Source organism: Streptomyces sp. PH9007 (genome assembly GCF_059813725.1).
On the sequence record NZ_CM187440.1, the window covers coordinates 1,809,110 to 1,834,305 of the forward strand.

General features: G+C 71.7%; 26 protein-coding genes and 1 riboswitch. Of the genes, 9 read left to right on the plus strand and 17 right to left on the minus strand.

From position 1 onward, the window contains the following. The 7 genes from ACTFAP_RS08115 to ACTFAP_RS08145 all read right to left on the minus strand — a co-directional run bounded on the left by ACTFAP_RS08115 (nt 1) and on the right by ACTFAP_RS08145 (nt 6,059). Complete coding sequence (locus tag ACTFAP_RS08115; RefSeq protein ID WP_500468612.1) at nt 1–1,044, minus strand: hypothetical protein; 1,044 nt, start codon at nt 1,042–1,044, stop codon at nt 1–3. A 64-nt stretch (nt 1,045–1,108) separates the two neighbouring features. Continuing rightward, a complete protein-coding gene (locus ACTFAP_RS08120) occupies nt 1,109–2,656 on the minus strand; it encodes a hypothetical protein (RefSeq protein WP_495684023.1) in 1,548 nt (515 codons plus the stop codon). Between the two features lie 28 nt (nt 2,657–2,684). Next, nucleotides 2,685–3,065 (minus strand): DUF6507 family protein, encoded by a 381-nt coding sequence (locus ACTFAP_RS08125; RefSeq protein ID WP_495684024.1) that lies wholly within the window; start codon nt 3,063–3,065, stop codon nt 2,685–2,687. Between the two features lie 20 nt (nt 3,066–3,085). Beyond that, nucleotides 3,086–3,400 (minus strand): pore-forming ESAT-6 family protein, encoded by a 315-nt coding sequence (locus tag ACTFAP_RS08130; protein ID WP_030725553.1) that lies wholly within the window; start codon nt 3,398–3,400, stop codon nt 3,086–3,088. Nucleotides 3,401–3,493: 93 nt separating this feature from the next. After that, entirely contained in the window at nt 3,494–3,817 is a 324-nt protein-coding gene (locus ACTFAP_RS08135) for a hypothetical protein (RefSeq protein WP_030725551.1), read from the minus strand. A gap of 129 nt (nt 3,818–3,946) precedes the next feature. Continuing rightward, on the minus strand, nt 3,947–4,732 hold the full coding sequence (locus tag ACTFAP_RS08140) for a M23 family metallopeptidase (RefSeq protein ID WP_500468613.1): 786 nt from the start codon (nt 4,730–4,732) through the stop codon (nt 3,947–3,949). A gap of 172 nt (nt 4,733–4,904) precedes the next feature. Next, nucleotides 4,905–6,059, minus strand: coding sequence for a PP2C family protein-serine/threonine phosphatase (locus tag ACTFAP_RS08145; RefSeq protein WP_390116281.1), 1,155 nt, complete (start codon nt 6,057–6,059; stop codon nt 4,905–4,907). A 128-nt stretch (nt 6,060–6,187) separates the two neighbouring features. Between ACTFAP_RS08145 and ACTFAP_RS08150 the strand changes: the two genes are divergently transcribed. Both ACTFAP_RS08150 and ACTFAP_RS08155 read left to right on the plus strand, forming a co-directional pair. Continuing rightward, nucleotides 6,188–7,417 (plus strand): GNAT family N-acetyltransferase, encoded by a 1,230-nt coding sequence (locus ACTFAP_RS08150; RefSeq protein ID WP_500468614.1) that lies wholly within the window; start codon nt 6,188–6,190, stop codon nt 7,415–7,417. A 196-nt stretch (nt 7,418–7,613) separates the two neighbouring features. Beyond that, entirely contained in the window at nt 7,614–8,009 is a 396-nt protein-coding gene (locus tag ACTFAP_RS08155) for an HIT family protein (protein ID WP_495684027.1), read from the plus strand. 110 nt (nt 8,010–8,119) lie between these two features. On the opposite strand, the gene ACTFAP_RS08160 is transcribed toward ACTFAP_RS08155, so the two are convergent. The 5 genes from ACTFAP_RS08160 to ACTFAP_RS08180 form a co-directional block, all read right to left on the minus strand. Continuing rightward, complete coding sequence (locus tag ACTFAP_RS08160) at nt 8,120–9,733, minus strand: dipeptide ABC transporter ATP-binding protein (RefSeq protein WP_500468615.1); 1,614 nt, start codon at nt 9,731–9,733, stop codon at nt 8,120–8,122. Beyond that, complete coding sequence (locus ACTFAP_RS08165; protein ID WP_500468617.1) at nt 9,733–10,689, minus strand: ABC transporter permease; 957 nt, start codon at nt 10,687–10,689, stop codon at nt 9,733–9,735. The genes ACTFAP_RS08160 and ACTFAP_RS08165 overlap by 1 nt, the downstream gene beginning before the upstream one ends. After that, nucleotides 10,686–11,642, minus strand: coding sequence for an ABC transporter permease subunit (locus ACTFAP_RS08170; protein ID WP_495684030.1), 957 nt, complete (start codon nt 11,640–11,642; stop codon nt 10,686–10,688). Before ACTFAP_RS08170 ends, ACTFAP_RS08165 begins: the two co-directional genes overlap by 4 nt. Beyond that, entirely contained in the window at nt 11,639–13,324 is a 1,686-nt protein-coding gene (locus ACTFAP_RS08175; protein WP_500468618.1) for an ABC transporter substrate-binding protein, read from the minus strand. Before ACTFAP_RS08175 ends, ACTFAP_RS08170 begins: the two co-directional genes overlap by 4 nt. Before the next feature lie 252 nt (nt 13,325–13,576). Next, the gene (locus ACTFAP_RS08180; RefSeq protein WP_451752071.1) at nt 13,577–13,756 is read right to left on the minus strand and encodes a putative leader peptide; all 180 of its coding nucleotides are present in this window, start codon (nt 13,754–13,756) and stop codon (nt 13,577–13,579) included. Nucleotides 13,757–13,773: 17 nt separating this feature from the next. After that, nucleotides 13,774–13,892, plus strand: a riboswitch (SAM riboswitch). 97 nt (nt 13,893–13,989) lie between these two features. Between ACTFAP_RS08180 and ACTFAP_RS08185 the strand changes: the two genes are divergently transcribed. After that, nucleotides 13,990–15,324: an aminotransferase class V-fold PLP-dependent enzyme gene (locus tag ACTFAP_RS08185; RefSeq protein WP_500468620.1), complete on the plus strand. Its 1,335-nt coding sequence runs from the start codon at nt 13,990–13,992 to the stop codon at nt 15,322–15,324. Here the strand turns inward: ACTFAP_RS08185 and ACTFAP_RS08190 are convergent. From ACTFAP_RS08190 to ACTFAP_RS08200, 3 genes are read right to left on the minus strand one after another with little or no spacing between them, the layout of a single operon-like run. Continuing rightward, a complete protein-coding gene (locus ACTFAP_RS08190) occupies nt 15,303–16,148 on the minus strand; it encodes an Fpg/Nei family DNA glycosylase (protein WP_500468621.1) in 846 nt (281 codons plus the stop codon). The genes ACTFAP_RS08185 and ACTFAP_RS08190 overlap by 22 nt on opposite strands. After that, on the minus strand, nt 16,148–16,624 hold the full coding sequence (locus ACTFAP_RS08195) for a ribose-5-phosphate isomerase (protein ID WP_390116252.1): 477 nt from the start codon (nt 16,622–16,624) through the stop codon (nt 16,148–16,150). Before ACTFAP_RS08195 ends, ACTFAP_RS08190 begins: the two co-directional genes overlap by 1 nt. A 33-nt stretch (nt 16,625–16,657) precedes the next feature. Then, entirely contained in the window at nt 16,658–17,239 is a 582-nt protein-coding gene (locus tag ACTFAP_RS08200) for a biotin transporter BioY (RefSeq protein ID WP_500468622.1), read from the minus strand. Between the two features lie 221 nt (nt 17,240–17,460). On the opposite strand from ACTFAP_RS08200, the gene ACTFAP_RS08205 reads away from it, so the two are divergent. Continuing rightward, nucleotides 17,461–17,730, plus strand: coding sequence for a hypothetical protein (locus ACTFAP_RS08205; RefSeq protein ID WP_390116248.1), 270 nt, complete (start codon nt 17,461–17,463; stop codon nt 17,728–17,730). Nucleotides 17,731–17,736: 6 nt separating this feature from the next. On the opposite strand, the gene ACTFAP_RS08210 is transcribed toward ACTFAP_RS08205, so the two are convergent. Further along, nucleotides 17,737–19,080, minus strand: coding sequence for an NsdA family TPR-like regulatory protein (locus ACTFAP_RS08210; protein WP_500468624.1), 1,344 nt, complete (start codon nt 19,078–19,080; stop codon nt 17,737–17,739). A gap of 125 nt (nt 19,081–19,205) precedes the next feature. Here ACTFAP_RS08210 and ACTFAP_RS08215 point away from each other — a divergent pair, with 125 nt between their 5' ends. From ACTFAP_RS08215 to ACTFAP_RS08230, 4 genes are all read left to right on the plus strand, one after another. Further along, complete coding sequence (locus tag ACTFAP_RS08215) at nt 19,206–20,333, plus strand: tetratricopeptide repeat protein (protein WP_451752081.1); 1,128 nt, start codon at nt 19,206–19,208, stop codon at nt 20,331–20,333. Further along, entirely contained in the window at nt 20,330–20,575 is a 246-nt protein-coding gene (locus ACTFAP_RS08220; RefSeq protein WP_390116244.1) for a hypothetical protein, read from the plus strand. Before ACTFAP_RS08215 ends, ACTFAP_RS08220 begins: the two co-directional genes overlap by 4 nt. A gap of 170 nt (nt 20,576–20,745) precedes the next feature. Continuing rightward, nucleotides 20,746–20,931, plus strand: a complete 186-nt coding sequence (locus ACTFAP_RS08225; protein ID WP_451752083.1) for a hypothetical protein — start codon at nt 20,746–20,748, stop codon at nt 20,929–20,931. 72 nt (nt 20,932–21,003) lie between these two features. Beyond that, nucleotides 21,004–21,642: a superoxide dismutase gene (locus ACTFAP_RS08230; protein WP_390116242.1), complete on the plus strand. Its 639-nt coding sequence runs from the start codon at nt 21,004–21,006 to the stop codon at nt 21,640–21,642. Nucleotides 21,643–21,757: 115 nt separating this feature from the next. Here ACTFAP_RS08230 and ACTFAP_RS08235 read toward each other — a convergent pair whose 3' ends face one another. Then, on the minus strand, nt 21,758–22,387 hold the full coding sequence (locus ACTFAP_RS08235) for a mycothiol-dependent nitroreductase Rv2466c family protein (RefSeq protein WP_451752086.1): 630 nt from the start codon (nt 22,385–22,387) through the stop codon (nt 21,758–21,760). 145 nt (nt 22,388–22,532) lie between these two features. Between ACTFAP_RS08235 and pepN the strand changes: the two genes are divergently transcribed. Further along, the gene (pepN, locus tag ACTFAP_RS08240) at nt 22,533–25,160 is read left to right on the plus strand and encodes an aminopeptidase N (RefSeq protein ID WP_500468625.1); all 2,628 of its coding nucleotides are present in this window, start codon (nt 22,533–22,535) and stop codon (nt 25,158–25,160) included. The last annotated feature ends 36 nt before the right edge of the window (nt 25,161–25,196 follow it).

Consider the following 25,196-nt stretch of genomic DNA (forward strand, 5'->3'; position numbering starts at 1 on the left):
TCAGCCCTCTCCCGCGCCGTAGAGGTCGTCCAGCCGGCCGAGGTTGTCGTCGAGGTCGGTGCCGGGGCCGGGCACGGTGGTGCCGGGGCCGGGCACGGTGGTGCCGGGGCCGGGCGGGGCGGTGGGGGCGGGTGGCTGGTCGCGCTGCCGGTCGGCCTCGGCGACGCCGTACCGGATGCCTGCGGCGAGAGCGGTCACCATCACGACGGTCAGCAGCACGGACCCGGCCGCCGCCAGCCCGGCGCCGCGCGGCGGCCCGTCCCGTTCGGGGTGCGGGGGCGGTGCGGGCAGCCGCCTGTAGGTGAGGTAGGCGGCGAGATTCCGTACGAGGGCGGCGACGGTGAGCGGGAAGGAGATGAACCCCCACCAGCCCTGTCCCAGGGTGCGCAGCGTGTGGCGGCGGTAGTGCGCCAGCCCGCAGTCGCGGCACAGTGGGGCCGGGCTGCGCGTGGTGGCGTGGAACAGCAGGAATCCCTTGACCGCGTGCAGCCGGCGGTCCGCGACGGGGCCCGCCTCGCAGGAGGCGCAGACACCGGCGCGCCGGGCCTGCCATTCCACCCAGCGCGGGTCGGCGGCCGGTGGGCTCTGGGGCTCGCGATCCGGGTCGCCACGCCCGTACCAGCTCTCGGCGGTCGGCGCCCAGGGCAGCAACAGCAGCGCGGAGCTGACCAGGGTGGGGATGATCCCGTGTTGCGGGACGGCCTGTTCGTGGGTGAGGCCCGCGAGTGCGGCCGCCAGGCCGAGCAGCGCGGACGCGACGAGGGCCCAGCGCGTCCAGGGGCCACCGAGGACCACCGGGCCGGCCGCCAGCAGGCCTGCCATGAGCCCGGAGAGCGCGAGCAGGGCCAGCGAGAGCGTGAGGGCGCCGTCCACGGGGCGGACCTGGGACGTCAGCAGCAGGATGGCCAGTGCCGCGTAGCCGGTCTGGGTCCAGAGCAGGACCCGCAGGGCACGGACGGCGCCGGGCAGCGGTGCGGGCGGTGTCGGTCGCGGTTCGGGTTCGGGTTCGGGTGGCGGTGGTGGCCCGTTGGTGAGATCGGTCATGGAAGCGCCGGCCGGCCGGTTCCCGGGCCGGAGCCCGGAAACCGGCCGTGCGTCCCTTCTCTCCTTATCGGGGCAGCGCCGGTTCCGGCTCGGGGGCCGGGGCGTCCGCCTTGTACTTGGAATCGTTGATCTGGCCCCAGGGAACCTTGCCGAGGTTGTCCGCGGCCGTGCCCAGGGCGCGTTCCACCTCGGTGGGCGACATGGTCGGGTAACGGTCGCGGAATTCCCGCGGGCTGCTGAAGAGCCGGTCGAGTTCGGCGGCGGAGAGCGGCGGGTCGGGCCGTATCTCGGTGCCGTCGATCCTCATCGTGCCGTCCGGCTTGATCTCCTGGATCGGGCCGGAACCCTGGGGCATCCGGATGGTGTTGTCCGGCAGGACGGTGGTGCCGTTGGCGTGCTCCACGGTGCCGTCGATCCGGTGGGTGGTGCCGTCGTGCAGCCGGATCGAGCCGTCCGGCAGCATCCGGGAGCCGGCGTTGAGTTCACCGAGCCTGGCCAGGTTGCCGCCCAGGTTGGTGGCCCCGGTCATGCCCTTGCCGACGTACAGCATCGGGTCGGAGTACTTGCCGATGGTGCCGAGCGCGGTCAGCGCGCCACGGGCGCCCTTGGAGGCGCCGGAGACGGTCGTGCCGCCCTTGCCCATCTTGAGCAGGGTGCCGGAGCCGATGGTGACGCCGTTGAACAGCACGACGCCCACCGCCCGGCCCGGGTCATCGCTCCAGGTGTCCCAGGCCAGGAACTCCTTGCCGAAGTTGCGGAACGCCTGCCGGCCGTCCTGCCCCAGCGGGGCGATCCAGTCGTCCGGCAGGAAGCCGAACGGCGGGATGTACGTCGCCGCGCCCACACCCACCAGGCCCAGTTGCTTCCACGCCGCCCCCGTGTCGCTCCATTCGGCGCGCCCGATCAGCGGGTTGAGGGGGATGAGGGTGAAGAAGCTGTCGACCGTGCCCCACAGCCCGGTGTAGAAGAAGCCGGAGAAGAAGCTCCCGGCATGCTCGTACCAGGCCCGGCTGGGCTCGCTCGGGGTGCCCCAGGGCACGTCCTCCATCGCGTTGAGCTGGTCGGCGCTCAGCCCGTACTCGAAGGGCTGCCCCTGGTGTCCGGCGGGGATGAGCGCCTTGTCCGCGCCGTACGGGATGGCCATCGGACCGCCGTACAGCACGGCGATGCGGTTGTAGGCCGCCATCTCCGCGCGCTGGAACTCGGAGACGATGGAGTTGATCTCGCGGACCAGTTCGTCCTTGAGCTCCTGCTCCCCGCTCGTGTCGTCGTCCACCGAGCAGACCAGGAACGGGGCGGCGCGCTCGCGTACGCTCGCCAGCCGCGCCACCACGCCCTGCACCGAACACACGTACTCGGACAGGGCGTTGCTGACCTCGCCCAGTTCCTCCTTGAACTCGTCGCCCTCGGTGGTCACCTCCAGCGTGCTGAGGAAGAGGTCCTCCCCCTCGGGCGCCTGGTAGTACGCGCGCAGCAGCTGGAAGTTGTCGTGCAGCGACTTGGCCGTGGTGCTGATCGACCCGGCCAGCGCGGTGATGGACAGGTAGTCGTCGGTCAGACCCTCCAGATTGCCGGTGAACCGGGGGATCTTCAGCACGTTCAGTGTGGCCATGGCGTGTCCTCCTTTCCCGCCGGGCCGCTCACCGTCGCCCTGGTTTCTCGAAGGGCGTGCTGTCGAAGTCGATGCCGAGCGTCCCGGCCCGCTGGGCCGCCGCCGCCATGTCCAGGTCGCCGGCGGCGTACGCGCTGGTGGCGCCGGCCGCCCCCTGCCAGGACCGTCCGTGGCGTGCGGCCACGGACTCCAGCCGGTCGGCGGCGTGCTGGACGAACGCGGTCAGTGCCGCGCCGACCAGCCCCGGCCCGCCGTCATCGCCGTCCCAGGCCAGGGCCCCGGAGTTCGGGATGGCCGTGCCCAGGCTCTCGCCCAGATCCGACGCGTGCTCCGCGAGGTCCTCGGCGATGGGCGTGGCCAGTTCCTGGATGCGGGCGACCTCGCCGATGTCGATGTCCCATGTGCTCATGGTGTGGTGTGCCGCCCCGGTCAGCGGCGGATCGCGGCGACGGCCGCCGCGGCGCGCTGGCCGGTGGACTGGGCGATGCTGTCGTTCTCCTCCAGCACCCGGCGCAGTTCGTCGACGATGATCCGTACGTTGACGGAGACCTGCTCCCAGTCGATCTCCAGGCCGTGGTACTCCTCGGAGACCCCGTCCGCCTGGAAGTTGGACATCGCCTGGTTGACGGAGCCGGTGCGGTCCGTGGTGAGCGTCTCCAGCAGCCCCACGATGGTGCTGATGTTCAGTTCGGCCTCCGCCGAGGCGGCCGAGTCGTAGCTGCGCCGGTCCAGAAATCCACTCATCGCTGTGTGTCCTCTCCCCTGTGGTCCGTGCTGTGTTGCCGCGTCGGCGCGTGCGGACGCGCGACGCCTGATGGTGTGTGGATGCTCCGGGCCTCAGAACTTCGCGGCGTCGAAGTTCATGGCGCTCTGCGACTGGCGCGCGTTGTCCTCCTGCTCCTGATCCCCGGAAGCGAAGGCGGTCTCCATGCCGGACTGCCCCTCCTGGATCTGGCCCAGCGAGATGCGCAGCGCGACGGCGATCTCGTCGGCGTGCTCCTTGAAGTACTGGAACGCCTCGCGGCCGCGTCCGTTGAACTTGCCCTCCAGGGGCTGGATCGAGTCCACCAGCCGGGTGACGAGACCGGAGAGGTCGTCCCCGCTGGTGATCGTCTGTCCCCCGAGGGTGGTGAGTGTGTCGGCCCCCATGTCGAACTTCATTCCGAGACTCTCCTTCGTAACCCCGTTGCCCCGAACGCCTCTTGCGACACGGGCGCAACCGGAACGACGCTCGGTACGACGTTCGAGCGTACGTTCCGGTTGCGTGGGGAAGAAGTGAGTTTCGAGCGGTCAGCCCGTGGCCACGCCGTGCCCGGCGAGATAGGCGAGCGGATCCACATCGCTGCCGTACGCGCGGCTGGTGCGCACCTCGAAGTGCAGGTGCGGACCGGTGCTTCGGCCGGTGTTGCCGGACAGCCCGGCGCGTACCCCGCCGTTGACGCGCTGGCCCTCCTGGACGTGGATCTCCGAGAGATGCGCGTACAGGGTGTAGTGCTGGTCGGCCATCTCGATCAGCACGGCCTTGCCGTAGTCGCCCCAGTCACCGGCGAAGACGACGGTGCCGGGGCCCACCGCGCTCACCGGGGTACCGGTCGGGACGGCGAAATCGGTGCCGGTGTGGCGGCCGGCCGCCCAGCCGCCGGGGATGCCGTAGCCGGCGCTGATCGGGAAGCCGGTGACGGGCATGGTCCACAGCTCCGTGCTCACAGCCCCGGCCAGCGAGGCGGAGACGGCGGTCAGCCAGCTCTCGCCCAGGACGGCGAGGTCCGCGAGCACCGGCGGCTGGTCCTGCGGCGGCCCGGGGAGCGCGGCGGCCCGCTGGCTGGCCCGCGACGGCGGCCCGGACGCCGCGCCGAAGGCCGCCGGACCGTACGCCCCGGCCTGCACGACGGCCTGTTCCGGCGACGGTGCCGGTGCGGCGCCGGTGGCCGCCGCCGGGACGGACCACGGTCCCGCTATCACCAGCGCGCCCAGCAGGCTGCCGGCCAGAGCGCGGCGCAGCGTACGGGGGCCGGTGAGCGTGGCGAGGACGGCGGGCGCGGCGGGGCCTGCGGACATGGGTCGTTCGGTGCTCATGACGTCGAGCCAAGATCAGCGTCCGGCGCTTCGCATCCGCCCGGCGCTCCCGGCCCGCCGCCGTTCGGCGCACGGCGGACGGGGTGCCACGGCCCGCGTCGTGCTGGTGGGGGCGGCCTGTCGCCCCTCGTACCGCAGGCCGCCATGATCACCTGCGCGAGTGATCGTGCGATTACTCTCTGGTGATGAGCAGCAGGGCCCGGTCGTCGTTGACGTCCTTGGCGACCGCCTCGATCAGATGCCAGGCCGCGCCCCGGAAGCCCATCGGCACGTAGCGGTCGGCCTCGCCGGTGAGCCGGTCGATGCCCTCGGACAGATCCCGGGCCGGACGCTCCACGAGGCCGTCGGTGAACAGCATGAGGACGTCGCCGCGGCGCAGGGTGCCCTTGGCCGGGTGGAACTCGGCGCCGTCGTACACCCCGAGCAGCGGCCCCTCGGCGGCGACCTCCGACCAGCGGCCGGTGCCGGCGTTCAGCTGGAGACCGGGAACGTGGCCCGCGGAGAGCAGTTCGTAGTCGCCGGTGTCCAGGTCGAGCACGAGATGGATGGAGGTGGCGAAGCCCTCGTCCCAGTCCTGCCGCAGCAGATAGCCGTTGGCGGCGGGCAGGAAGGAGTGCGGCGGGAGCGAGCCCAGCAGCCCGCCGAACGCGCCGGACAGCAGCAGCGAGCGGGAGGCCGCGTCCATGCCCTTGCCGGAGACGTCCGTGAGCACCGCCTCCAGGGTGCGCCCGGTGGGCCCGGTGCGGGCGGCGACCACGAAATCGCCGGAGAAGGACTGGCCGCCGGCCGGACGCAGCGACATGTTGGCGTACCAGCCGGGCGGCAGCTTGGGCAGCGTGCTCTGGGTCTTGATGCGTTCGCGCAGGTCGAAGAGCATGGTGCCGCCGCGCCGCCAGGGCACGCCGACGCGGCTGCGGAACTGCGCGATGAGCAGGCCGGCCAGGGCCACGGCGGCGACCACCAGGATGGTGCCGGGTGTGACCGGGTCGATGTTGGCGCGGCTGTTGTCTATGAGGGCGGTCTCGGCGACCAGCGCGGTGGCGGCCACTCCGTACAGGCCGAGCAGGCTGGCGGGGCGCAGCAGCAGACCACCGGCGACCAGCGGGAGGGCGAGCGCCTCGGGCGGGCACCACTCGGAGCTGATGAGCGTCCCGGCGGCGAGCAGCGGCACCGAGCACAGCAGCACGGTGAGTGCGCCGGAGTCCGAACCGCCGCCCCGGAAGGAGTCGACGGCGGCGCGGCGGAGGGTCGTGCGCAGGCGGTGATACGCCTTGTGGACCCGGTGTTTCCAGGTCGTCGGGGGTGGATTGTCGCTACCGCGTGCCATGTCCTAGGACCTTATCCACCCATTCGGGGGTGCGTCGAACCTCCCACGCTCCCGTACCTGCGTGCGGGACGCCGGAGCGGCGGAAATACCGTCGCCCCGTACGGAAGGGGGCTGATAGGGATGGAGGTATGACAATTGAGCTGCGCGTTCTGGCCGAGGATGAGTGGGACGTCTGGTACCGCACCCTGAACTGGGCGTTCGGCGGAGCGGTCGGCTCCGACGAAGAAACGGAGCTGTGGCGGTCACTGACCGAGGTGGAACGGTCGATCGCGGTATGGGACGGCGACCGTGTCGTGGCAACGGCGAGCACCTTCTCGTTTGGCCTTTCGGTACCGGGCGGCGATGTGGTGCCGGCCGGTGGGCTGACGATGGTGGGAGTGGCACCGACCTATCGGCGGCGCGGGATTCTGCGGCGGATGATGCGGCAGCAACTGGACGATGTGCGGGCCGCCGGGGAACCCCTGGCGGTACTGACGGCCTCGGAACCCTCAATCTACGGCCGCTTCGGTTACGGTACCGCGACCTGGCAGCTCTCGGCCGAGATCGAGACGCGTGATGTGCGGCTTTCGCCGCCGCCCGGCATCGATGATGTGCAGATCCGGGTGGCGGAACCGGCGGATGTGCTCGCCGAGTGCGAGGCGCTGTACGCACGCCAACTGCCGCTGCGGCCGGGGCGACCGGCCCGCCCGCCCCGGTGGGGACGGTTCCCGCTGCACGTACCCGCGCACCACCGGGCTGGGGCCTCGGACCAGTTGTGCGTGCTGGCGGAGCGCGCCGGCGAACTGCTGGGCTACGTCCGCTATGTCACCGCACCGTCGTGGCAGGAGAGCGGACCCGACGGCACGGTCATCGTCCAGGACCTGGAGGCGGTGGACCCGGCGGGGTACGCGGCGCTGCTGCGCTACCTCATGGAGATCGACCTGATGTCGTCGGTGCGGCTGGCGAACCGGCCGGTGGACGACCCGCTGCTGCACCTGCTGTCGGACGTGCGGCGCTGCGCACTGCGGACGCGGGACGGGATGCATCTGCGGCCGGTGGAGGCGGGCGCGGCGCTCGCCGCGCGCCGGTACGCGACCGAGGTGGACGTGGTGCTGGAGATCACGGACTCCTTCTGCCCGTGGAACGAGGGCCGCTGGCGGCTGTCCGGCGGCCCGGACGGCGCGGTGTGCGCGCGGACGGCCGACGCCCCGGATCTGGCCCTGTCGGCCAACGAGTTGGGCGCGGCCTACCTGGGCGGCATCTCCCTGACCGCGCTCGCGGGCGCTGGCCGGGTCCAGGAACTGCGCCCGGGCGCCCTGACGGCGGCGTCCACGGCGTTCACCTCACCGGTGGCGCCGTGGCTGCCGCACAATTTCTGACGGTGCGTCACCGATGGGCGCCGGGCCGGCAGGGCCGGAGGAATGCCGTCAGCTGTCATGGTGGCTGTCGGCTTCATCGCTGCGGATTCTGCGTAAACTGCCGCGCGTGGATGTCACAGGGTGTCTTGGGTGTGACCTTCTGGCCGGGCGCCGGGAGTTGCCCGGGGGTGTCCTGCACGAGACAGCCGGTTGGGTCGTGAACCACGTCGTCGGTCCGATGAATCTCGGAACCTTGATCGTCAGCCCGCGGGATCACGTCGTGGCCATCGCGGACCTCGACGACACCGCGGCGGCGGTGCTCGGCCCCTTGTTGCGCGATACCGCTCGTGTCGTGGAGACTCTGTGCCGGCCGGAGCAGACCTATGTCTGCATGTGGTCGCACGGCCGTGACGCACGCAAGCACCTGCACATCGCGGTCCAGCCGGTGACCGCTGAGGTGCGAGCCCGCTACGGCGGGCTGCGCTCCGAACAGCTCCAGGCCAGGATGCTGGCGAGCGGTGCCGAGCCGGACATCACGGAGGTCGAGCAGTTCTGCGAGCGGGCACGCGAGCTGTTCCGAGCAACCACCACCAGCGCCGAAGTCCCCGGCTGATCACCGGTACCGCGCCGACGTCACGACGCAGGCCGGCAACCATGTGCGAGTAGGCACCGCGGTCTTCTTCATCTCGCACCCTCAACGTGAGGTGGGAAAAGGCTCAGGCTTCACCCCGCGAGCGGTTCGCGGACGCGGCGGCCCGGGATGGCCGAGAGGAGGTCCTGGGTGTACGGGTGCTCGGGGTGGTCGAAGACCTGGGTGACCGGGCCGGATTCCACGATGCCGCCTTCGCGCATCACCGCGACCCGGTCGCAGATCTGGCGGACCACCGCCAGGTCGTGGGAGATGAACAGGTAGCTGAGCCCGAACTCGGCGCGCAGGTCCGTCAGCAGTTCCAGCACGCTGGCCTGGACGGAGACGTCGAGGGCCGAGACGGGTTCGTCCAGGACCAGCAGCTTGGGGGTGAGCGCCAGCGCGCGGGCGATGGAGACGCGCTGGCGCTGGCCGCCGGAGAGTTCGCTGGGGCGGCGGTGGGCGGTGGAGGCGGGCAGGCGTACCAGGTCCAGGAGTTCGGTGACCCGCTCGCGCCGGCCGCGGCGGCCGGTGACGCGGAAGGCGCGCAGCGGTTCGGCGATGGAGTCGGCGACGGTGAAGTGCGGGTCCAGGGAGCCGTACGGGTCCTGGAAGACCGGCTGGATGTCGCGGCGCAGCCGGCGCAGCGCGGCCGGGGCCAGGGTGGACAGGTCCTGGCCGTCGAGGGTGATGGTGCCGGCGTCCGGGCGGTCCAGGCGCAGCACGAGTTTGGCGGTGGTGGACTTGCCGGATCCTGACTCGCCGACGATGCCGAGTGAGCCGCCGGCCGGGAGGGTGAAGCTCACGTCGTCGACGGCGACGGTACGGCCGCCGTCGAAGGTGCGGCGCAGTCCGCGCACGTCGAGGAGCGGCGGCCGGTCCCCCTCGGGCGCCGGGCGCGCCGGTTGTGCGGTCATGTCGGGGACGGCGGCGACCAGTTCGCGGGTGTAGGCGTGGGTCGGTTCGGTGAGGACGCGGCGGCCCGGGCCGCGTTCGACGATGCGGCCCCGGGACATGACGGCGATCTCGTCCGCGCGGTCGGCGGCCACCGCCAGGTCGTGGGTGATCAGCAGCAGGGAGGTGCCCAGGCGTTCGGTGACGGTCTCCAGGTGGTCCAGGATGCGCCGCTGCACGGTGACGTCGAGGGCGCTGGTGGGCTCGTCGGCGATGAGCAGCCTGGGTTCGCCGGCGAGCGCGATGGCGATGAGCACCCGCTGGCACATCCCGCCGGACAGCTCGTGCGGCAACTGGCGGGCGACGCGCGCGGGGTGGGGCAGGCCGGCGTCGGCGAGCAGGTCGACGGCCCGTTCCCGGGCGGCCTTGGTGTTCTCCGCCAGGCCGTGGATGCGCAGGACTTCGGCGACCTGGTCGCCGACCCGCTGCACGGGGTTGAGGGAGACCATCGGGTCCTGGGGTACGAAGCCGATCTCCCGGCCCCGTACGGTGCGCCACTCCCGTTCGCGCAGGCCGGTCAGTTCGCGTCCGGCCAGGGTGACCCGGCCGCCCAGGACCTTGGCGCCGGTGGGCAGCAGGCCCAGCACGGCGAGGCCGGTGGTGGACTTGCCCGAGCCCGACTCGCCCACCAGTGCCAGGGTGCGGCCGGGCGCGAGGTCGAGGTCAAGGCCGCGCACCGCCCGCACGGTGGAACGGCGGGAGTGGAAGGCCACCGTCAGGTCCCGGATGGTGAGCAGGGTTTCTGGTGAGCTCATCACTGTGCTCCGGTTCGTTCGAGGGCGCGTCCGACGCGGTTGGCGGAGAGCACGATCAGGGCGATGGCCAGGCCGGGGAAGGTGGTCAGCCACCAGGCGGTGGAGATGTAGTCGCGGCCCTGGGCCACCATGGCGCCCAGTTCGGGCGCGGGCGGCGCCGCCCCGTACCCGAGGAAGCTGAGCGCCGACACGGACAGCACCGCGCCGCCGATCTCCAGAGCGGCCAGGACGAGCACGGGCTGGGAGGCGTTGGGCAGCACGTGCCGCGCGAGGATGACCGGGGTGCGGGTGCCGCTGGTGACGGCGGCCTGGAAGTACACGCTGGACTTGATGCGCAGCACTTCGGCGCGGATGACGCGGGCGAAGCCGGGGACGCCCGAGATGCCCACCGCGATGGCGACGTTGGTGACGCCGAAGCCGAGGATGGAGACCACGGCCAGGGACAGCAGCAGCCCGGGGATGACGATCAGCACCTCGACGAAGCGCATCAGGGTCTGGTCGACCCAGCCTCCGAGGTAGCCGGAGAGCACGCCCAGCACGGTGCCGGCCACCAGCGACAGCGAGACGGCGATGAGCGCGGCGGTGATGGAAGTGCGGGTGCCGTGCACGACGCGGGTGAACAGGTCGCGGCCCAGGTTGTCGGTGCCGAACCAGTGCTCGGCGCCGGGCGGGGTGAGCGAGGCGGCCGGGTTGGTGCGCAGCGGGTCCTCGCCGGCGAACAGCGAGGGCAGCAGCGTCCAGGCCAGGATCAGCGCGAGGTAGAGGACGGCCAGCAGCAGCCCGGGGCGGGCGGCGAGGGAGCCGAGCGCCGAGCGGAGCCGGGCGGCCCGGCCGTGCGCCTGTTCCTGCGCCTGCGCCTGCTCCTGGTCGTGGCCGTGGCTGTGGCCCTGCTCGGTGCCGGCGCCCGCGTCGGGGACGGCGGACGTGGTCCCGGTGGTCGTCCCGGTCGTCGTCATGAGGTCGCTCCGGCCTGGAGGACGATCCGGGGATCGACCTTGGGGTAGATGAGGTCGACGGCGAGATTGACCAGCACGTACAGGGCACCGGCGAGGAAGATGATCGCGCGGATCACCGGGAAGTCCTGGTCCGCGATGGCGTCGGCGGTCAGCCGGCCGATGCCCGCGCGGGCGAAGACGGTCTCGGTGATGATGGCCCCGGCCAGGATGTTGCCGATCATCATGCCCAGCATGGTCAGCGCCGGGATCGACGCGTTGCGGAAGGCGTGGTGCCAGGCGGTGCGCAGCCGCCCGGCTCCCTTGGCGCGGGCGGTGCGCACGTACGGTTCGGCCAGCGCCGTACGCAGCCCCTTGGCCAGCAGCTGGGCCAGCACCCCGGCGCTGGGCAGCGCCAGGGCGATGGCGGGCAGCACCAGCCGTGAGGTGTCGCTGTCGCCGTACGCCGGGAACCAGCCGAGCCCGAAGGAGAACACCTGGATCAGCAGGATCGCGGTCCAGAAGCTGGGCAGGGAGATCCCGGCGACGGTGGTGGAGAGCACGGCGTTGCGCAGCGGTGCCCAGGGCGCCAGGGTGGCCGCCAGCGCGGCGGCCACCCCGAGCACGACGGTGAGCAGCAGGGACGCGGTGGCCAGTTGCAGGGTGGAGGGCAGGGCGCGCGCCAGCATGGCGCTGACCTCGTCCCCGGTCCCGAAGGAGGTGCCGAAGTCCAGGGACAGCGCGCGGACCACGAAGTCCGTGTACTGCTCGTACAGCGGCCGGTCCAGGCCCAGCTCGGTGCGGAGCGCGGCGGCCTGCGCGGCGTCGACGCCGACCGGGTCGCCGCCGCCGCCGGAGCGCAGCATGATCGACACCGGGTCGCCGGGGACGAGATGCAGCACCAGGAAGGAGAGGCTCAGCGCCGCCCACAGGACGATGAGTCCGTTGGCGAGCCGGACCAGGACGTAGCGGCTCACTGTGCGATCCACACCTCGTTCAGCAGCGGCTTGCCCTCGATGTCGGCCGCGAAGCCGCCGACCTTGGGGCCGAAGCCGTAGGACCAGTAGCGGTCGTAGACGGGGATGGTGTAACCCTGCTCGACGATGCGCTGCTGGGCCTGCTCGCCGATGGCCTGGCGCTCGGCGGGATCGACGGTGGACTGGAGGGAGTTGAGGAGGGTGTCCAGTTCCTCGTCCGGGTGGTTGTAGAGCATGCTCATCTCGGGGTGGGAGGAGCCGTAGACGAGGCGTATGACGTCGACGTCGGCGCGGCCCTGGCTCCAGGTGGTGAGGTCGCCGGGGAACTCGTCGATGGGCACGTCGGGGAGAGTGGCGACCGGGTCGAGGACGAGTTCGACGCCGATCTCCTTCCACTCCTGCTGCACGAGCTGGTGCTGTGCCTCGGCGTCCGGGGAGCCGGACTGGTAGGTGATGGTGAGGGAGAGCTTGTCGCCGTCGGCGTCGCGGCGGATGCCGTCGTCGCCGACGGTGTCGTAGCCCGCGCCTTCCAGCAGGGCGATGGCGGCCTCGGGGTCGTGCCGGATGTCCTCGGACTGGTCGGTGTAGCCGGGGGTGGCGGCGGTGACGACGCCGGAGGCCGGCTGCTGGGTGCCCTGGAAGATGGCGTCGACGATGGCCTGGCGGTCGATGGCCAGGCTCAGCGCGCGCCGCACGTCCGGGTCCTGGAGCTTGGGGCTGGAGGCGAGCGGGATGTACGGGATGGCGATGCCCGGGGAGGCGCCGGTGACCAGGCCGTAGCCGGGGAGGTTGGTCAGTTCGGCCTGGTTGGTGAAGGGGATGCCGTCGGCGAGGTCGATCTGGTCGCTGGTGATGGAGCCGTAGCGGACGCCGCCCTCGGGGACGACCTCCAGGACGATCTTGTCGAGGTGGGCGGCGCCCTGGTTGGCGGCGATCGGGGAGGCCCAGGCGTAGTCCTCGCGCTTGAGCAGCTCGACGGACTTCTCCGGGGTGAAGGAGCCGAGGGTGAACGGTCCGGAGGCGGCGAAGTCGCCCAGGCACAGGTCGGCGGGGTCGTTGCCGAGGGAGGCCGGGGAGAGCTGGACGAAGGAGGCGGTGGCGGTGGCCTGGAGGAACTGGGCGTTGGGGCCGTCGAAGTCGACGCGCACGGTGTACTCGTCGAGGACGGTCGAACCCTGGTAGCCGGCGATGAAGCTGCTGCCCTGGGGGGCGCGGGCGCCGAGGTCGACGACGGCGTCGAAATTGGCCTTGACGGCCTCGGCGTCGAAGGGCTCGCCGTCGGAGAAGGTGACGTCCTCGCGCAGGTGGAAGGTGAAGGCGCTCACGTCATCGCTGATCTCCCAGGAGGTGGCGAGCCAGGGCTTGATCTCCTTGGTCTGCGGGTCCTGTTCGGTGAGCTGGTCGCCGAGCTGGCGGCCGACGTTGCGGGAGGTGAGCTGCGGGCGCTGGCGCGGGTCGACGCAGTCGATGGTGTTGGCGAAGGCGTACTTCAGGGTGCCGCCCGCCACCGGTTCGCCGGAGGCGCCGGCGCCGTCCGAACCGTCGCCCGAGCCACCGCCGTTGGTGGTGCCGTCGGTGCCGCAGGCGGTGAGGGCGACGGCGATCGCGGCGATCAGCGCGGTGGCGTGGGCGGGGCGGGACATGCGGCGGCTGAGCCGTCTGGGCGTGGGCGAGGTGGCCACGGCGGAGGGTCCTTTCAGGACGAATCACCCGGCCGGTGGCGCGCGAAGGCGCGCGGCGGGACGGGCCGGGGTGAGGAAGGTGAGGTGGAGGGGGCCGGGGGCGACGAGCGGCGCCGCACGGTACGGCAGGGCGGGGCGGAGCGGGAGAGGGCACGGCAACGCGGTGCCCATCCCGCACAGAAGTCCCGGCGCGCCAGGGGCGGTTACGGGCGCGGCCGGGGGCCGGCGCTCACCGCCGCGCGGTGGGAGGAATCAGCAGCCCGCACAGGACGCCGACGTGACGCGGAGCAGGTCCACGTGTCGGCGCGATGTCAGAAGCGGCAGGGCTGGCATGCGGTAAATATCAGCCAACCCTCGGTGAGCTGTCAAGGCGGCGGTCATGTGCCGTGGATCTCGCGATATGGACACAAGGTGTTCATCGCCGATCGGCATGACATAGTCTGCGATCAGGTCACGAGTGACAGCGATCAAGGCCCCGGCCCGCTGTCCGGCAACCCTCCAACCGTCGGCGGGGTGCCCCGGGTGATGACCGGGCCGCAGGCAGCGAGGTCTGTGGCAAGCACGGTTCTTGAGGGAGTTCTTCCATGAGCACGCGAATGCGTTAGGGCGCACGCCCCCGACCCAGCCTGCCTCTGCCTGCCTTCAGCCTTTCCCGGAGCTTTGTCATGCCCACTGCGCCGATCGCCCCTGCCCCGAACACCGCCGACTGTTCCCTCCCGCACCCCCTCCCCCTCCCCGTCCTCGGCGACGAGGTCCGCGCCCCGCTCGCGGACGGCGGGGAGATCGGCTACGCCGCACTCGACTACGCCGCCAGCGCCCCGGCCCTGCGCGCGGTGTGGGACGAGGTCGCCGCGTACGCCCCGTACTACGGCAGCGTCCACCGCGGCGCCGGCTACCTCTCCCAGCTGTCGACCGACCTGTACGAGGAGAGCCGGGCGACGGTGGCCGCGTTCCTCGGCTGCCGCCCCGACGACCAGCTGATCTTCACCCGTTCCACCACCGACTCCCTGAACCTGCTGGCCGGCGCCCTGCCCGCGGGCACCCAGGTGTTCGTCTTCGAGACCGAACACCACGCCGCGCTGCTGCCCTGGGCGCACCACGGCCACCCGGTGACGTACCTCCCGGCGCCGCGCACCCCGGGGCAGGCCATCGCCACCGTGGTCAACGCGCTCGCCGACGCCGCCCCCGGGCCCAAGCTGCTGTGCGTCACCGGTGCCTCCAACGTCACCGGCGAACTGTGGCCCATCGCCGAACTCGCCACCGTCGCCCGCCGCTCCGGCGCCCGCACCGTCCTGGACGCCGCCCAGCTCGCCCCGCACCGCCCCGTCGACATCACCGAACTCGGCGTCGACTGGGTCGCCTTCTCCGGGCACAAGCTGTACGCGCCGTTCGGCTCCGGTGTCCTGGCCGGACGCCCCGACTGGCTGCGCGACGCCGCGCCGTACCTGGCCGGCGGCGGCGCCAGCAACACCGTCACCGCGCAGGACGGCGCGGTCGGCGTCGTGTGGAACGACAACATCTCCCGGCACGAGGCCGGTTCGCCCAATGTGATCGGCGCGTTCGCCATCGCGGCCGCCTGCCGGGCGCTGACCGACGCCGGGTTCGAGCAACTGGTGGCACGCGAAGAGGAGTTGCTGACGGCGCTGCGCTCCGGGCTGGCCACCGTCCCCGGGGTGCGGCAACTGGCGCTGTTCGGCCCGGACGCGCCCCGGGTGTCGGTGCTGTCCTTCGTCGTGGACGGCTGGTCCAGCGAGGAGTTCGCCAAGGCGCTCTCCGAGCGGTACGGGATCGGGGTACGCGACGGGCTGTTCTGCGCCCACCCGCTGGTCCGTACGCTGCTGGGCCCGGAGGGCGACGGCGCCCGGGCGGCCGGCTGCGACGGGCCGCTGAAGGCCATCCGGGTCAGCTTCGGTGTGGGCACCCCGGCCGAACACGTGGAGCGCGTGGTGCGCGCCGTGCGCGAACTGGTCGCCGAGGGTCAGCCGGTGGCGGCGGGCTGACCGCGCCCGGTGGCCCGGGCCGGCTGGCACACCGGGCACCAGAACAGGTTGCGGGCCGCGACCTCGGCACGCCGGACCGGGGTCCCGCACACCAGGCAGGGCAGCGTCGCGCGCCGGTAGACGTACACCTCTCCCCCGTGGCCGTCCACGCGCGGCGCCCGGCCCATGGCCCGGGGGGTGTGCTCCGGCCGCACCGTGTCGATGCGGTTGTTGCGCACCCCCTCGCGCATGAGCGGGATGAGGTCCTCCCACATCGCGTCCCACTCCGCGCGCTCCAGCGAACGGCCCGGCAGGTAGGGGTCGATCCCGTGCCGGAAGAGGATCTCGGCCCGGTAGACGTTGCCGACACCGGCGATGATCCGCTGATCCATCAGCAGTTCGGCGATCGTGGTGCGGCTGGCGGAGATCCGCCGCCAGGCGAGGTCGGGCTCGGCGTCCGCGCGCAGCGGATCGGCGCCCAGACGCCGCTGCACGGCCCCCTTCTCGTCCTGGCTGAGCAGCGCGCAGGTGGTGGGGCCGCGCAGTTCCGCGTACGCCTCGGCGGTGGCCAGGCGCAGCCGGATCTGCCCGGTGGGCGGCGGGGGCGGGCCGTCGCCGAAGGCGACCTTGCCGTACAGCCCCAGATGGATGTGCACCCACTTGCGCCAGCCCAGGCCCAGGAAAAGGTTCTTGCCGTGCGCCTCGGTCTCGCGCAGCACCTCACCGTCGATCAGGGCGGCGCCGCCGGCGAACTTCCCCTGCGGGGAGTCCACCCGCACCGCCCGGCCACCGAACCACTCGCGGTAGTCGGCGGCCAGCCGGTGAATGGTGTGGCCCTCGGGCATCAGGCGCCGGCGGGCAGCGGCGGCAGCGTGCCGTCCGTCTCGTAGGCGCTGAGCATGTCGATGCGGCGGGTGTGCCGGTCCTCGCCGGAGTACGGGGTGGCGAGGAAGACCTCGACGAAGGTGGTGGCCTCGTCGGTGGTGTGCATGCGGGCGCCGATGCCCACCACGTTGGCGTTGTTGTGCTGCCGCCCCAGCTTCGCGGTCTCCACGCTCCAGGCGAGGGCGCAGCGTACGCCCGCGACCTTGTTGGCGGCGATCGCCTCACCGTTGCCGCTGCCGCCGATGACGACGCCGAGCGCTTCGGGGTCGGCGGCGACCGCCTCGGCGGCACGCAGGCAGAACGGCGGGTAGTCGTCCTGCGCGTCGTACGCGTGCGGACCGCAGTCGACCGGCTCATGGCCGTGCGCCGTGAGCCAGTCGACGAGGTGGTTCTTCAGTTCATAGCCGGCGTGGTCGGAGCCGAGATAGACGCGCATGGGGATGAGTCTGACATGCGCGCGGTGGCCCGGTTACGCGCGCCCCCGGCGACCGGCGATGCGCCAGGCGGTGGGCAGCGCGCCCATCGCGAGGGCCGCCTTGAGGGCGTCACCGATGAGGAACGGCACCAGACCGGCGGCCATGGCCTCGCCCGCCGACATGCCGGTGGCCAGCGCCAGGTAGGGCACGCCGATCGCGTACGTGACGGCCATGCCCGCCACCATCGTCCCGGCGGTCCGCAGCACCGTACGGTCCCCGCCGCGCCGCGCCAGCTCACCGACGACGGCGGCGGCGACGGTCATCCCGATGATGTAGCCGAAGGACGGCATCCCGAACCCGGAGGACGCCTCCGCGAACCACGGCATTCCGGCCATGCCGGCCAGCGCGTACAGCAGCATCGACAGCAGGGCGCGGGCGGGGCCGAGCGAGACGCCGACGAGCAGGGCGGCGAACGTCTGGCCGGTCACCGGCACGGGCGACCCCGGAACGGGCAGCGCTATCTGCGCGGCCACCCCGGTCAACACGGCGCCACCCACGACCAGTGCCACATCCTGCACCCGGGCCCGGGAGACGGTCGGGGCGGGCAACAGATCCGCGAGTACAGCGGTGCTCATATACATCCTCCAAAGAACGAAATCCCCCAGCCCCTATCCGACCCCACCCCACCCACCCGGAACAAGAGCCCAATCCACTGCCCGAACCCCTCCCCTCTTATCCACACCCCACAAGACGCCCCGAACACCTCGCGCGGGGGCGGCGCCCCCTGTTCGCGGATGGCCCGCCCCGATACGGTGAGTGAGAATCCGGCAATGGCCACGCTCCGATCGGAGGCACCATGGCACCCCCGTGGGAGGCGGACCCGTCCGCGGCGTTCGCGCGACGCCTGGGCAGGACGGCTCAGGACCTGGGCAACTCGGAGGACGAGGAGCTGTGCCCGGACATCTGGCAGCTGGACAACGGCGACGTGGCGGTCATCGGCCGCGACCTGACGGCCGCCTATGACTCCCGGCTGCCACCGGGGGTGAGGCTCGGCCCCGGCGAACGCCTGGTGATCATCCCGGGCAACATGCTCAGCGCGGCGAAGCCAGACATCCCGGACGCGTGACCGCGCCTATGAGTGCAGCGCGGCCGGGGTGACGGCGCGGGCTCGTTCGTCGAGGCTGCGGGCGGTGGCGTTCTTGAGGTGGGGCCGGATCAGGCGGAACATCTCCCGGATGTGGCCGTCGACCCGGCCGGAATGCACCTGCGGATAGTGTTCGAGGACGCGGTCCCACGAAGAGCATGCCGCCTCCAGGTGACCGATCTTGAGTTGCCTTTCCGCAAGCTTGGCGTTGAAGCGCAGTCCACTCCTTCTTCTGTCGCTGCTGTCACGCAGCCGGAAGTGCGACTCCAGTGACCGGATGCTTCCGGAGACATCGCCCAACTCGCTCTGGACTTCTGCCGTGTGCAGCGCGACGGTGGCGGGTGAATAGCCACCGAAAGTCGGAGCCTGACTCGTGGCCTTGTCCATGCCCACCTCCGTCTCCCGCAGCAGGCGGAGCGCCTTCCGGCGATTCCGGTCCAGGGCGTACGCGTGCGCCTGCTGTCCCGTGAGGAAGGCCTGCATGCGGGGCCCCGCTGTCGGCGCCGCAGCGGCTGCCGCGTCGGCGTAACGCACTGCCGCCTTGGCATGTCCAAGATCAGTCGCCTGCACGGACATGCCGCGCAGGATGTGGCAGTAGGTCATGTGGCCGCCCGCAGCACCGGCGAGTTCCAGGCCCTTCACGTAATACCGCTGTGCGAGTCCATCCCGTCCTTCGTCCATCGCCATCCACCCCGTGATGTAACAGAGGAAGGACGCGGCCTCCATCATCCTGGCTCGCACGTCTTCCGGGCCCTCGGCCCGTAGATATGGCGCCACCGTGTTGACCAGAAACGCCGCCGCCATGGGACGGGCGTGCCTGCCACCGAAATCGTCATCGAGTTCGGAGAGGCGTTCCGTCATCGCGCGGACCACGTCGACGTCCGGATCCCCCATACGCCGCAGGTTGCCGGCCTGCACCGCCTCCATACGGCCGACCACGTCGGGCCAACCGGGCACGGTCAGGGCAACGGAGAAAAGCCCCACCCCGAGCACGCCACGCCGGGACGGATCCATGTCCTGCCTCCCGAGGTCGATCAGAGCTTCCACCGTAGAGGCGCGGGTGTCGAAGGAGCCGAGAGCAGGCGGAAATCCGGCCTCCCCCGCCGTCACCGGGCGGCCCAGCCTTCGGGCGAGTGCTTCGAGGATCAGCGGACGCACCTGCGGCATCGGCAGACCACCGTTGAGCCACTGGTGCACCGACGACTCCCGGTATCTCAGCGGCGTTCCGCGCTCCGTGCCGAGACGGTTGACCGCCTGGGCGAACTGGCGGAGCGTCCAGCCCGCTTCACGGTGCAGGCGGTCGAGTGAGTGGTTCGGTGCGGGAATCGGCATGATCCACAACCCCTCGTGCACTGAAAGCTCTTAAACGCTCACGCGCTGCCAACGGTACCGCTCTCCGCAATCGGACGGTTACCTCTGGCGAGTGAAGGTGTTCACCGCCAACCGAAGGACGTTCGATGATGAACGAGCAGGCCACCCCGCCGACACCACAGAGCGACGCACCCTCCGCTTCCCCCGTGGACTGGGCCGCGTGGGAGCAGAAACACTTCGTCCCGATCGTGCAGGCCGCCGAGGCGGATGGTCCCGACCGGTTCGCCTGGCTGCTGGCCGTCGTGCTCTGGGACACCAAGCTGTCCTCCCTGTCCCTGGACGACTGGTCGGTGGTCGCGGACCGAGGCTTGCTGGCCGTCCGCCGACTCGGCGACCGGGACGGTGAAGCGCGGCTGCTGGAATGCGTCGGCATGGGTCACGCCCGGGTCAACCGATTGACGGAGAGCCTGCACTGCCATCAACAGGCGCTGGAGATCCGTAGCGAACTGGGAGACCGGCGGGGCGAGGCGTCGTCGACGAATCTGCTGGGGATCGTCCATCTCCACCGACGTGAGTTGAGCGCAGCCGAGGAGCACTTCACGCGTGCCCGCGCCCTCTTCGAAGAACTCGGCGACCGGCATCGGGCGGCCATGGCCCTGGCCAATCTGTCGAGCACCCGCTGCGCGGCAGGCCGGGTGGACGAAGCCGAGGCGGACGCGCGGCGTGCTCTGGAGGCCCACCGCGCGCTCGGCGCCCGGCGCAGCGTGGGTAACGCCCTGCGGCAGCTCAGCGTGATCCACCGCGAGCGAGGGGAAACCGAAGCCGCCCTGGCCTGCGCCGAGGAGGCGGTCGCCCTGGCCGTGGACCTGCGATCCGAGACGCTGGAGGGATATTGGCTGCTCGCCCTCGGGAAGGCACAACGGGCGGCGGGCCGGGCCGAGGAGGCCCTGGCTTCCTTCCACCGTGCGGCCGACCTGCACGCCCGGAGCGGCAACCGCTCCCGAGAGGCCATGGCGTGGCAAGCGGTCGCGCAGGTCCTCCTCGATCGGGGACAGCGTTCCGAGGCTGCCGACTTGGCCGGGCGCGCCGCGTCCGCCCACCGGGGACTGGACGACCCCTGGCACGAGGCCCTCGCGCTGGCCTGCCTGGCCGACGCCACCCCCCGCGAGGAATCACAGGGCCATCGAGAACGCGCACTCGAGCTGCTGTCCCGCTACCCGGACGAGCGGGCGGCCGCCCTCCGGCGAACGTTCGGTGAGGGCGGGCTTCGATGACGAACGATCAGCACAGCACCCCGCCGCCCCTGCCCGATGTCGGGTCGCTGGTGCGCGACACGTGGAACGGACGGATCGGGGTCGTCATGGACCGGGTCGGTGGACGGGTCGCGCTGCGGCCTCAGGGTGGCGGCGTGGAGTGGTTCGCGCTGCCGGGGGATCTGGAGGCGGTGGCGCTGTCGGAGGGGTTGTCGCAGCCGGTGCGTGAGGCGAACGCCCGGAGCCGGGGTGGGCGCCGGTGACGCCGCGTACGCCGTCTCCCGCGCAGGTGTGGCTACGTACCGGCCTGTTCGCGGGCTGGGCGCAGAACGGGGCGTGTTCCATGTGCCGGGCCGGGGACGTGCCGACGGTCTGGGCCGGGTCGGTGGCCGGGTTCGGGCGGTCGAGAGCCGTTCACGCCTGCGTCCCGTGCATGACCACACTCATCCGCTTCGTGCACGGTGAGGCCGCCTCGCCGTGCGGGCCGACGCGGTACGGCGCGGGGTTCGTCCGGCTGCGGCGGTCCGGGCCGCCTCCGAAGGGTGGGATCTGTGCGGCGGCCGGGCTGGTCGTGCTCGGGCTGCTCGCCACCCTTCTGGGTGTCATCGGCGCCCGCTGACGCGGTAGATGCTGCTAACTTGTTGTTGCAAGTCTTATGCAATTACTCGAGCGAGACGGGCAAGGCACCGGCATGGCCACCTACACGCTTCCTGAGCTGCCGTACGACTACTCCTCCCTGGAGCCGGTCATCAGCGGGGAGATCATCGAGCTGCACCACGACAAGCACCACGCCGCCTACGTCAAAGGCGCCAACGACACCCTCGAACAGCTCGCCGAGGCGCGGGAGAAGGATCAGTGGGGGAACGTCACCGGCCTGGAGAAGAACCTCGCGTTCCATCTCTCCGGGCACATCCTGCACTCCATCTACTGGCGCAACATGACCGGTGACGGCGGCGGGGAGCCGCTGGAGAAGGACGGGACCGGGGAGCTGGCCGACGCCATCGCCGAGTCGTTCGGGTCCTTCGCGCGCTTCAAGGCGCAGCTGTCCAAGGCGTCCGCCACCACCCAGGGCTCGGGCTGGGGCGTGCTGGCCTACGAGCCGCTCAGCGGCCGGCTGGTCGTCGAGCAGGTCTACGACCACCAGGGGAACATCGGCCAGGGGTCCGTCCCGATCCTCGTCTTCGACGCCTGGGAGCACGCCTTCTACCTGCAGTACCGCAACCAGAAGGTCGACTTCGTCGAGGCCATGTGGCGCGTCGTCAACTGGCAGGACGTCGCCGCCCGGTACACCGCCGCCAAGGCCGGCGGCGGCAGGCTCCTGCTCGCGTGATCGTCTTCTCACCGTTTCACCGGGCAGGTGAAAAAGAGCGGCCCCCGCGTGCCACATACGCGGGGGCCGTTCAGCATCTCGCGCGCCGGATGACGCGCGGCGCGCGGCGCGCGCCTCAGTCGAACTGCGGCTTCGCGTCCCGGGTGCGCTTGATCTCGTAGAAGCCGGGGGTGCTCGCCACCAGCAGCGTGCCGTCCCACAGCCGTGCCGCCGCCTCGCCCTTGGGGGCCGGGGTCACCACGGGGCCGAAGAACGCGATCTGCTCGCCGTCCGCGCCCGGCACCGCGATCACCGGGGTCCCCACGTCCTGGCCCACGAGGTCGATCCCGGCCTTGTGCGAGGCGCGCAGCGCCGTGTCGTACGCGTCGGTGTCCCCCGCGTCCGCCAGCTCCACCGGCAGCCCGGCCTCCTCCAGGGCCTCGACGATCGTCTCCTTGGTACGCGGCTTCTCCTGAAGGTGGAAGCGGGTACCGAGCGCCGTGTACAGCGGGCCGAGCACCTCGCTGCCGAACCGCTCCTCGGCCGCGATCAGCACCCGCACCGGGGCCCAGGCGGTCTCCAGCACCTTCGCGTACTGCTCGGGCAGCTCGTCCTTGCGGGGCTCGTTGAGCACCGCCAGGCTCATCACGTGCCAGCGCACCTCCACCGGCCGTACCTTCTCGACCTCCAGCATCCAGCGCGACGTCAGCCACGCCCACGGACACAGCGGGTCGAACCAGAAATCGGCGGGGGTCTTCTCCGACATGGTCTCGGCTCCTCCAGAAGGTGACGGTTGTTGCCGCTACAACCTCACCATCCCCGGGCGCATTCCCGGTACCCGCCGGTGATCGCACGGCCCCATGACATGCTGGCCGGGCCCCTTCCGTATGCCAGACATGAGGAGAAACGTCGTGCCCGGAGAGAACCTGACCCGCAACGAGGCGGGCGTACGGTCCCGGCTGCTGACCGTGCACGGGTACGAGGTGGTCCTGGACGTACGCGACGCGGCCGGTCCGGCTCCCGCCTCCGGGCCCCGTACGTTCCGCTCCACCACCACCATCCGCTTCTCCTGCGCCGAGGAGGGTGCGGACACCTTCGCCGATCTCATCGCCCCGCACGTCCACTCGGTGACGCTGAACGGGGAGTCGCTCAACGTCGACCGGGTCTTCGACGGCACCCGCGTGCGGCTGGAGGGCCTGCGCGCCGAGAACGAGCTGATCGTCGACGCCCGCTGCGCCTACAGCCGTACCGGTGAGGGCCTGCACCACTTCACCGACCCGGAGGACGGGGAGACCTACCTCTACACCCAGTACGAGCCGGCCGACGCCCGCCGGGTGTTCGCCAACTTCGAGCAGCCGGACCTCAAGGCGCCCTACGCCTTCACGGTGCTCGCCCCGCGGGAATGGGTGGTGCTCAGCAACGGCGCCGCCACCGGCGAGTCGGCGCCCCCGGAGGGCGGCGGGGTACGGCACACGTTCGCGACCACGAAGCCCATCTCCACGTACATCACCGCCGTGCTGGCCGGCCCGTACCACCAGGTGCGCGACCACTACTCCCGCACCTTCGCCGACGGCACCACGCTGGAGATCCCGCTCGGCGCGCTGTGCCGCAAGGGGCTCGCCAAGCACTTCGACCCGGACGAGATCTTCGCGACCACGAAGGCCGGTCTGGACTTCTTCCACGACCACTTCGACTTCCCCTACCCCTTCGGGAAGTACGACCAGGCGTTCGTGCCCGAGTACAACCTCGGCGCCATGGAGAACCCGGGCCTGGTGACCTTCCGCGAGGAGTACGTCTTCCGCGGCCGCACCACCCGCGCCGCCTACCAGGCCCGCGCCAACACCCTGCTGCACGAGATGGCCCACATGTGGTTCGGCGATCTCGTCACCATGGAGTGGTGGGACGACCTGTGGCTCAAGGAGTCCTTCGCCGACTTCATGGGCGCCTACGCCTCGCACGGCGCCACCCGCTTCGACGAGGCGTGGATCACCTTCGCCAACCGCCGCAAGGCGTGGGCGTACCGTGCCGACCAGCTGCCCTCCACGCACCCGATCACCGCGGACATCCGCGATCTGCAGGACGCCAAGCTCAACTTCGACGGCATCACCTACGCCAAGGGCGCCTCCGTCCTCAAGCAGTTGGTGGCGTACGCCGGGGAGGACGCGTTCCTGGAGGGCGCGCGGCGCTACTTCAAGCGGCACGCCTACGGCAACACCCGGCTGTCGGACCTGCTGTCCGTGCTCACCGAGACCTCGGGGCGCGACATGGCCGAGTGGGCGCGGGCCTGGCTGCAGACCGCCGGGCTCAACTCCCTGACCCCGCGCCTGCGGCACGACGCGGACGGCCGGATCGCCGAGCTGGCCATCGAGCAGGACGCGCCGCAGGACCACCCCACGCTGCGCCCGCACCGGGTGCAGGTCGGTCTCTACCGGCTGGCGGAGGGCGGGCGGCTCGTACGGTACGCCGTGGCCGGCGTCGATGTGGCCGGCGCGCTGACGGTGGTGGACGAGCTGGTGGGCACGGAGCGGCCCGATCTGGTGCTGGTCAACGACGAGGACCTGACGTACTGCAAGACCCGCTTCGACCCGGCCTCGCTGGAGACCCTGCGCGAGCACCTGGGCGCCGTCGAGGACCCGCTGGCCCGCGCGCTGTGCTGGTCGGCGCTGTGGAACCTCACCCGGGACGGGCTGCTGCCGGCCGCCGACTTCCTGACGCTGGTGCGCCGCTTCGGCGGCGCCGAGACGCAGATCGGCGTGCTCCAGATGGTGCTCAGCTGGGCCGACTCGGCGCTGGAGTGGTACCTGCCGCGGGCGCGGCGCGCGGAGGAGGCGGCCGAGCTGGCGCGGGCGGCCGGGGAGGAGCTGCGGCGGGCCGAGCCGGGCGGCGACCACCAGCTGGCCTGGGCGCGGTTCTTCGCCGGCCGGGCGGACTCGGACGCGGACTTCGCGCTGCTGGAGGGGCTGCTGTCCGGCAAGGAGCGGATCGAGGGCCTGGTCGTCGATCAGGAGCTGCGCTGGACGATGCTGCTGCCGCTGGCCGCGCACGGCCGGATCGGGGAGGCGGAGCTGGCGCGGGAGCTGACGCGTGACGACACCGCCTCGGGCCGCCGCCACCAGGTGCGCTGCCTGGCGGCGCGGCCCTCGGCGGAGGTGAAGGAGGCCGCCTGGGCGGCGGTGGTGGAATCCGACGCGCTGTCCAACGCGCTGGTGGAGGCCACCATCGACGGTTTCGCGCGGCCGTCTCAGAGGGAGCTGCTGGCGCCGTTCACCGCCCGCTACTTCGAGGTGATCGAAGGGGTGTGGGAGCAGCGGTCGATCGAGATCGGCATGTCGGTGGTGCGTGGCCTGTTCCCGGGCCATCAGCAGGACCGGGCGACGCTGGAGGCCACCGACGCCTGGCTGAACGCCCATCAGGATGCGGCCCCGGCGCTGCGCCGGCTGGTGCTGGAGCAGCGGGACGATCTGCACCGGGCGCTGCGGGCGCAGGAGGCGCAGGAATCCCGGGAGGCGCGGGAATCCGAGGAGGAGCACGGAGCGTAACCGGCGCTCCGCTGGCGGATGGACGCCCGCAACGGC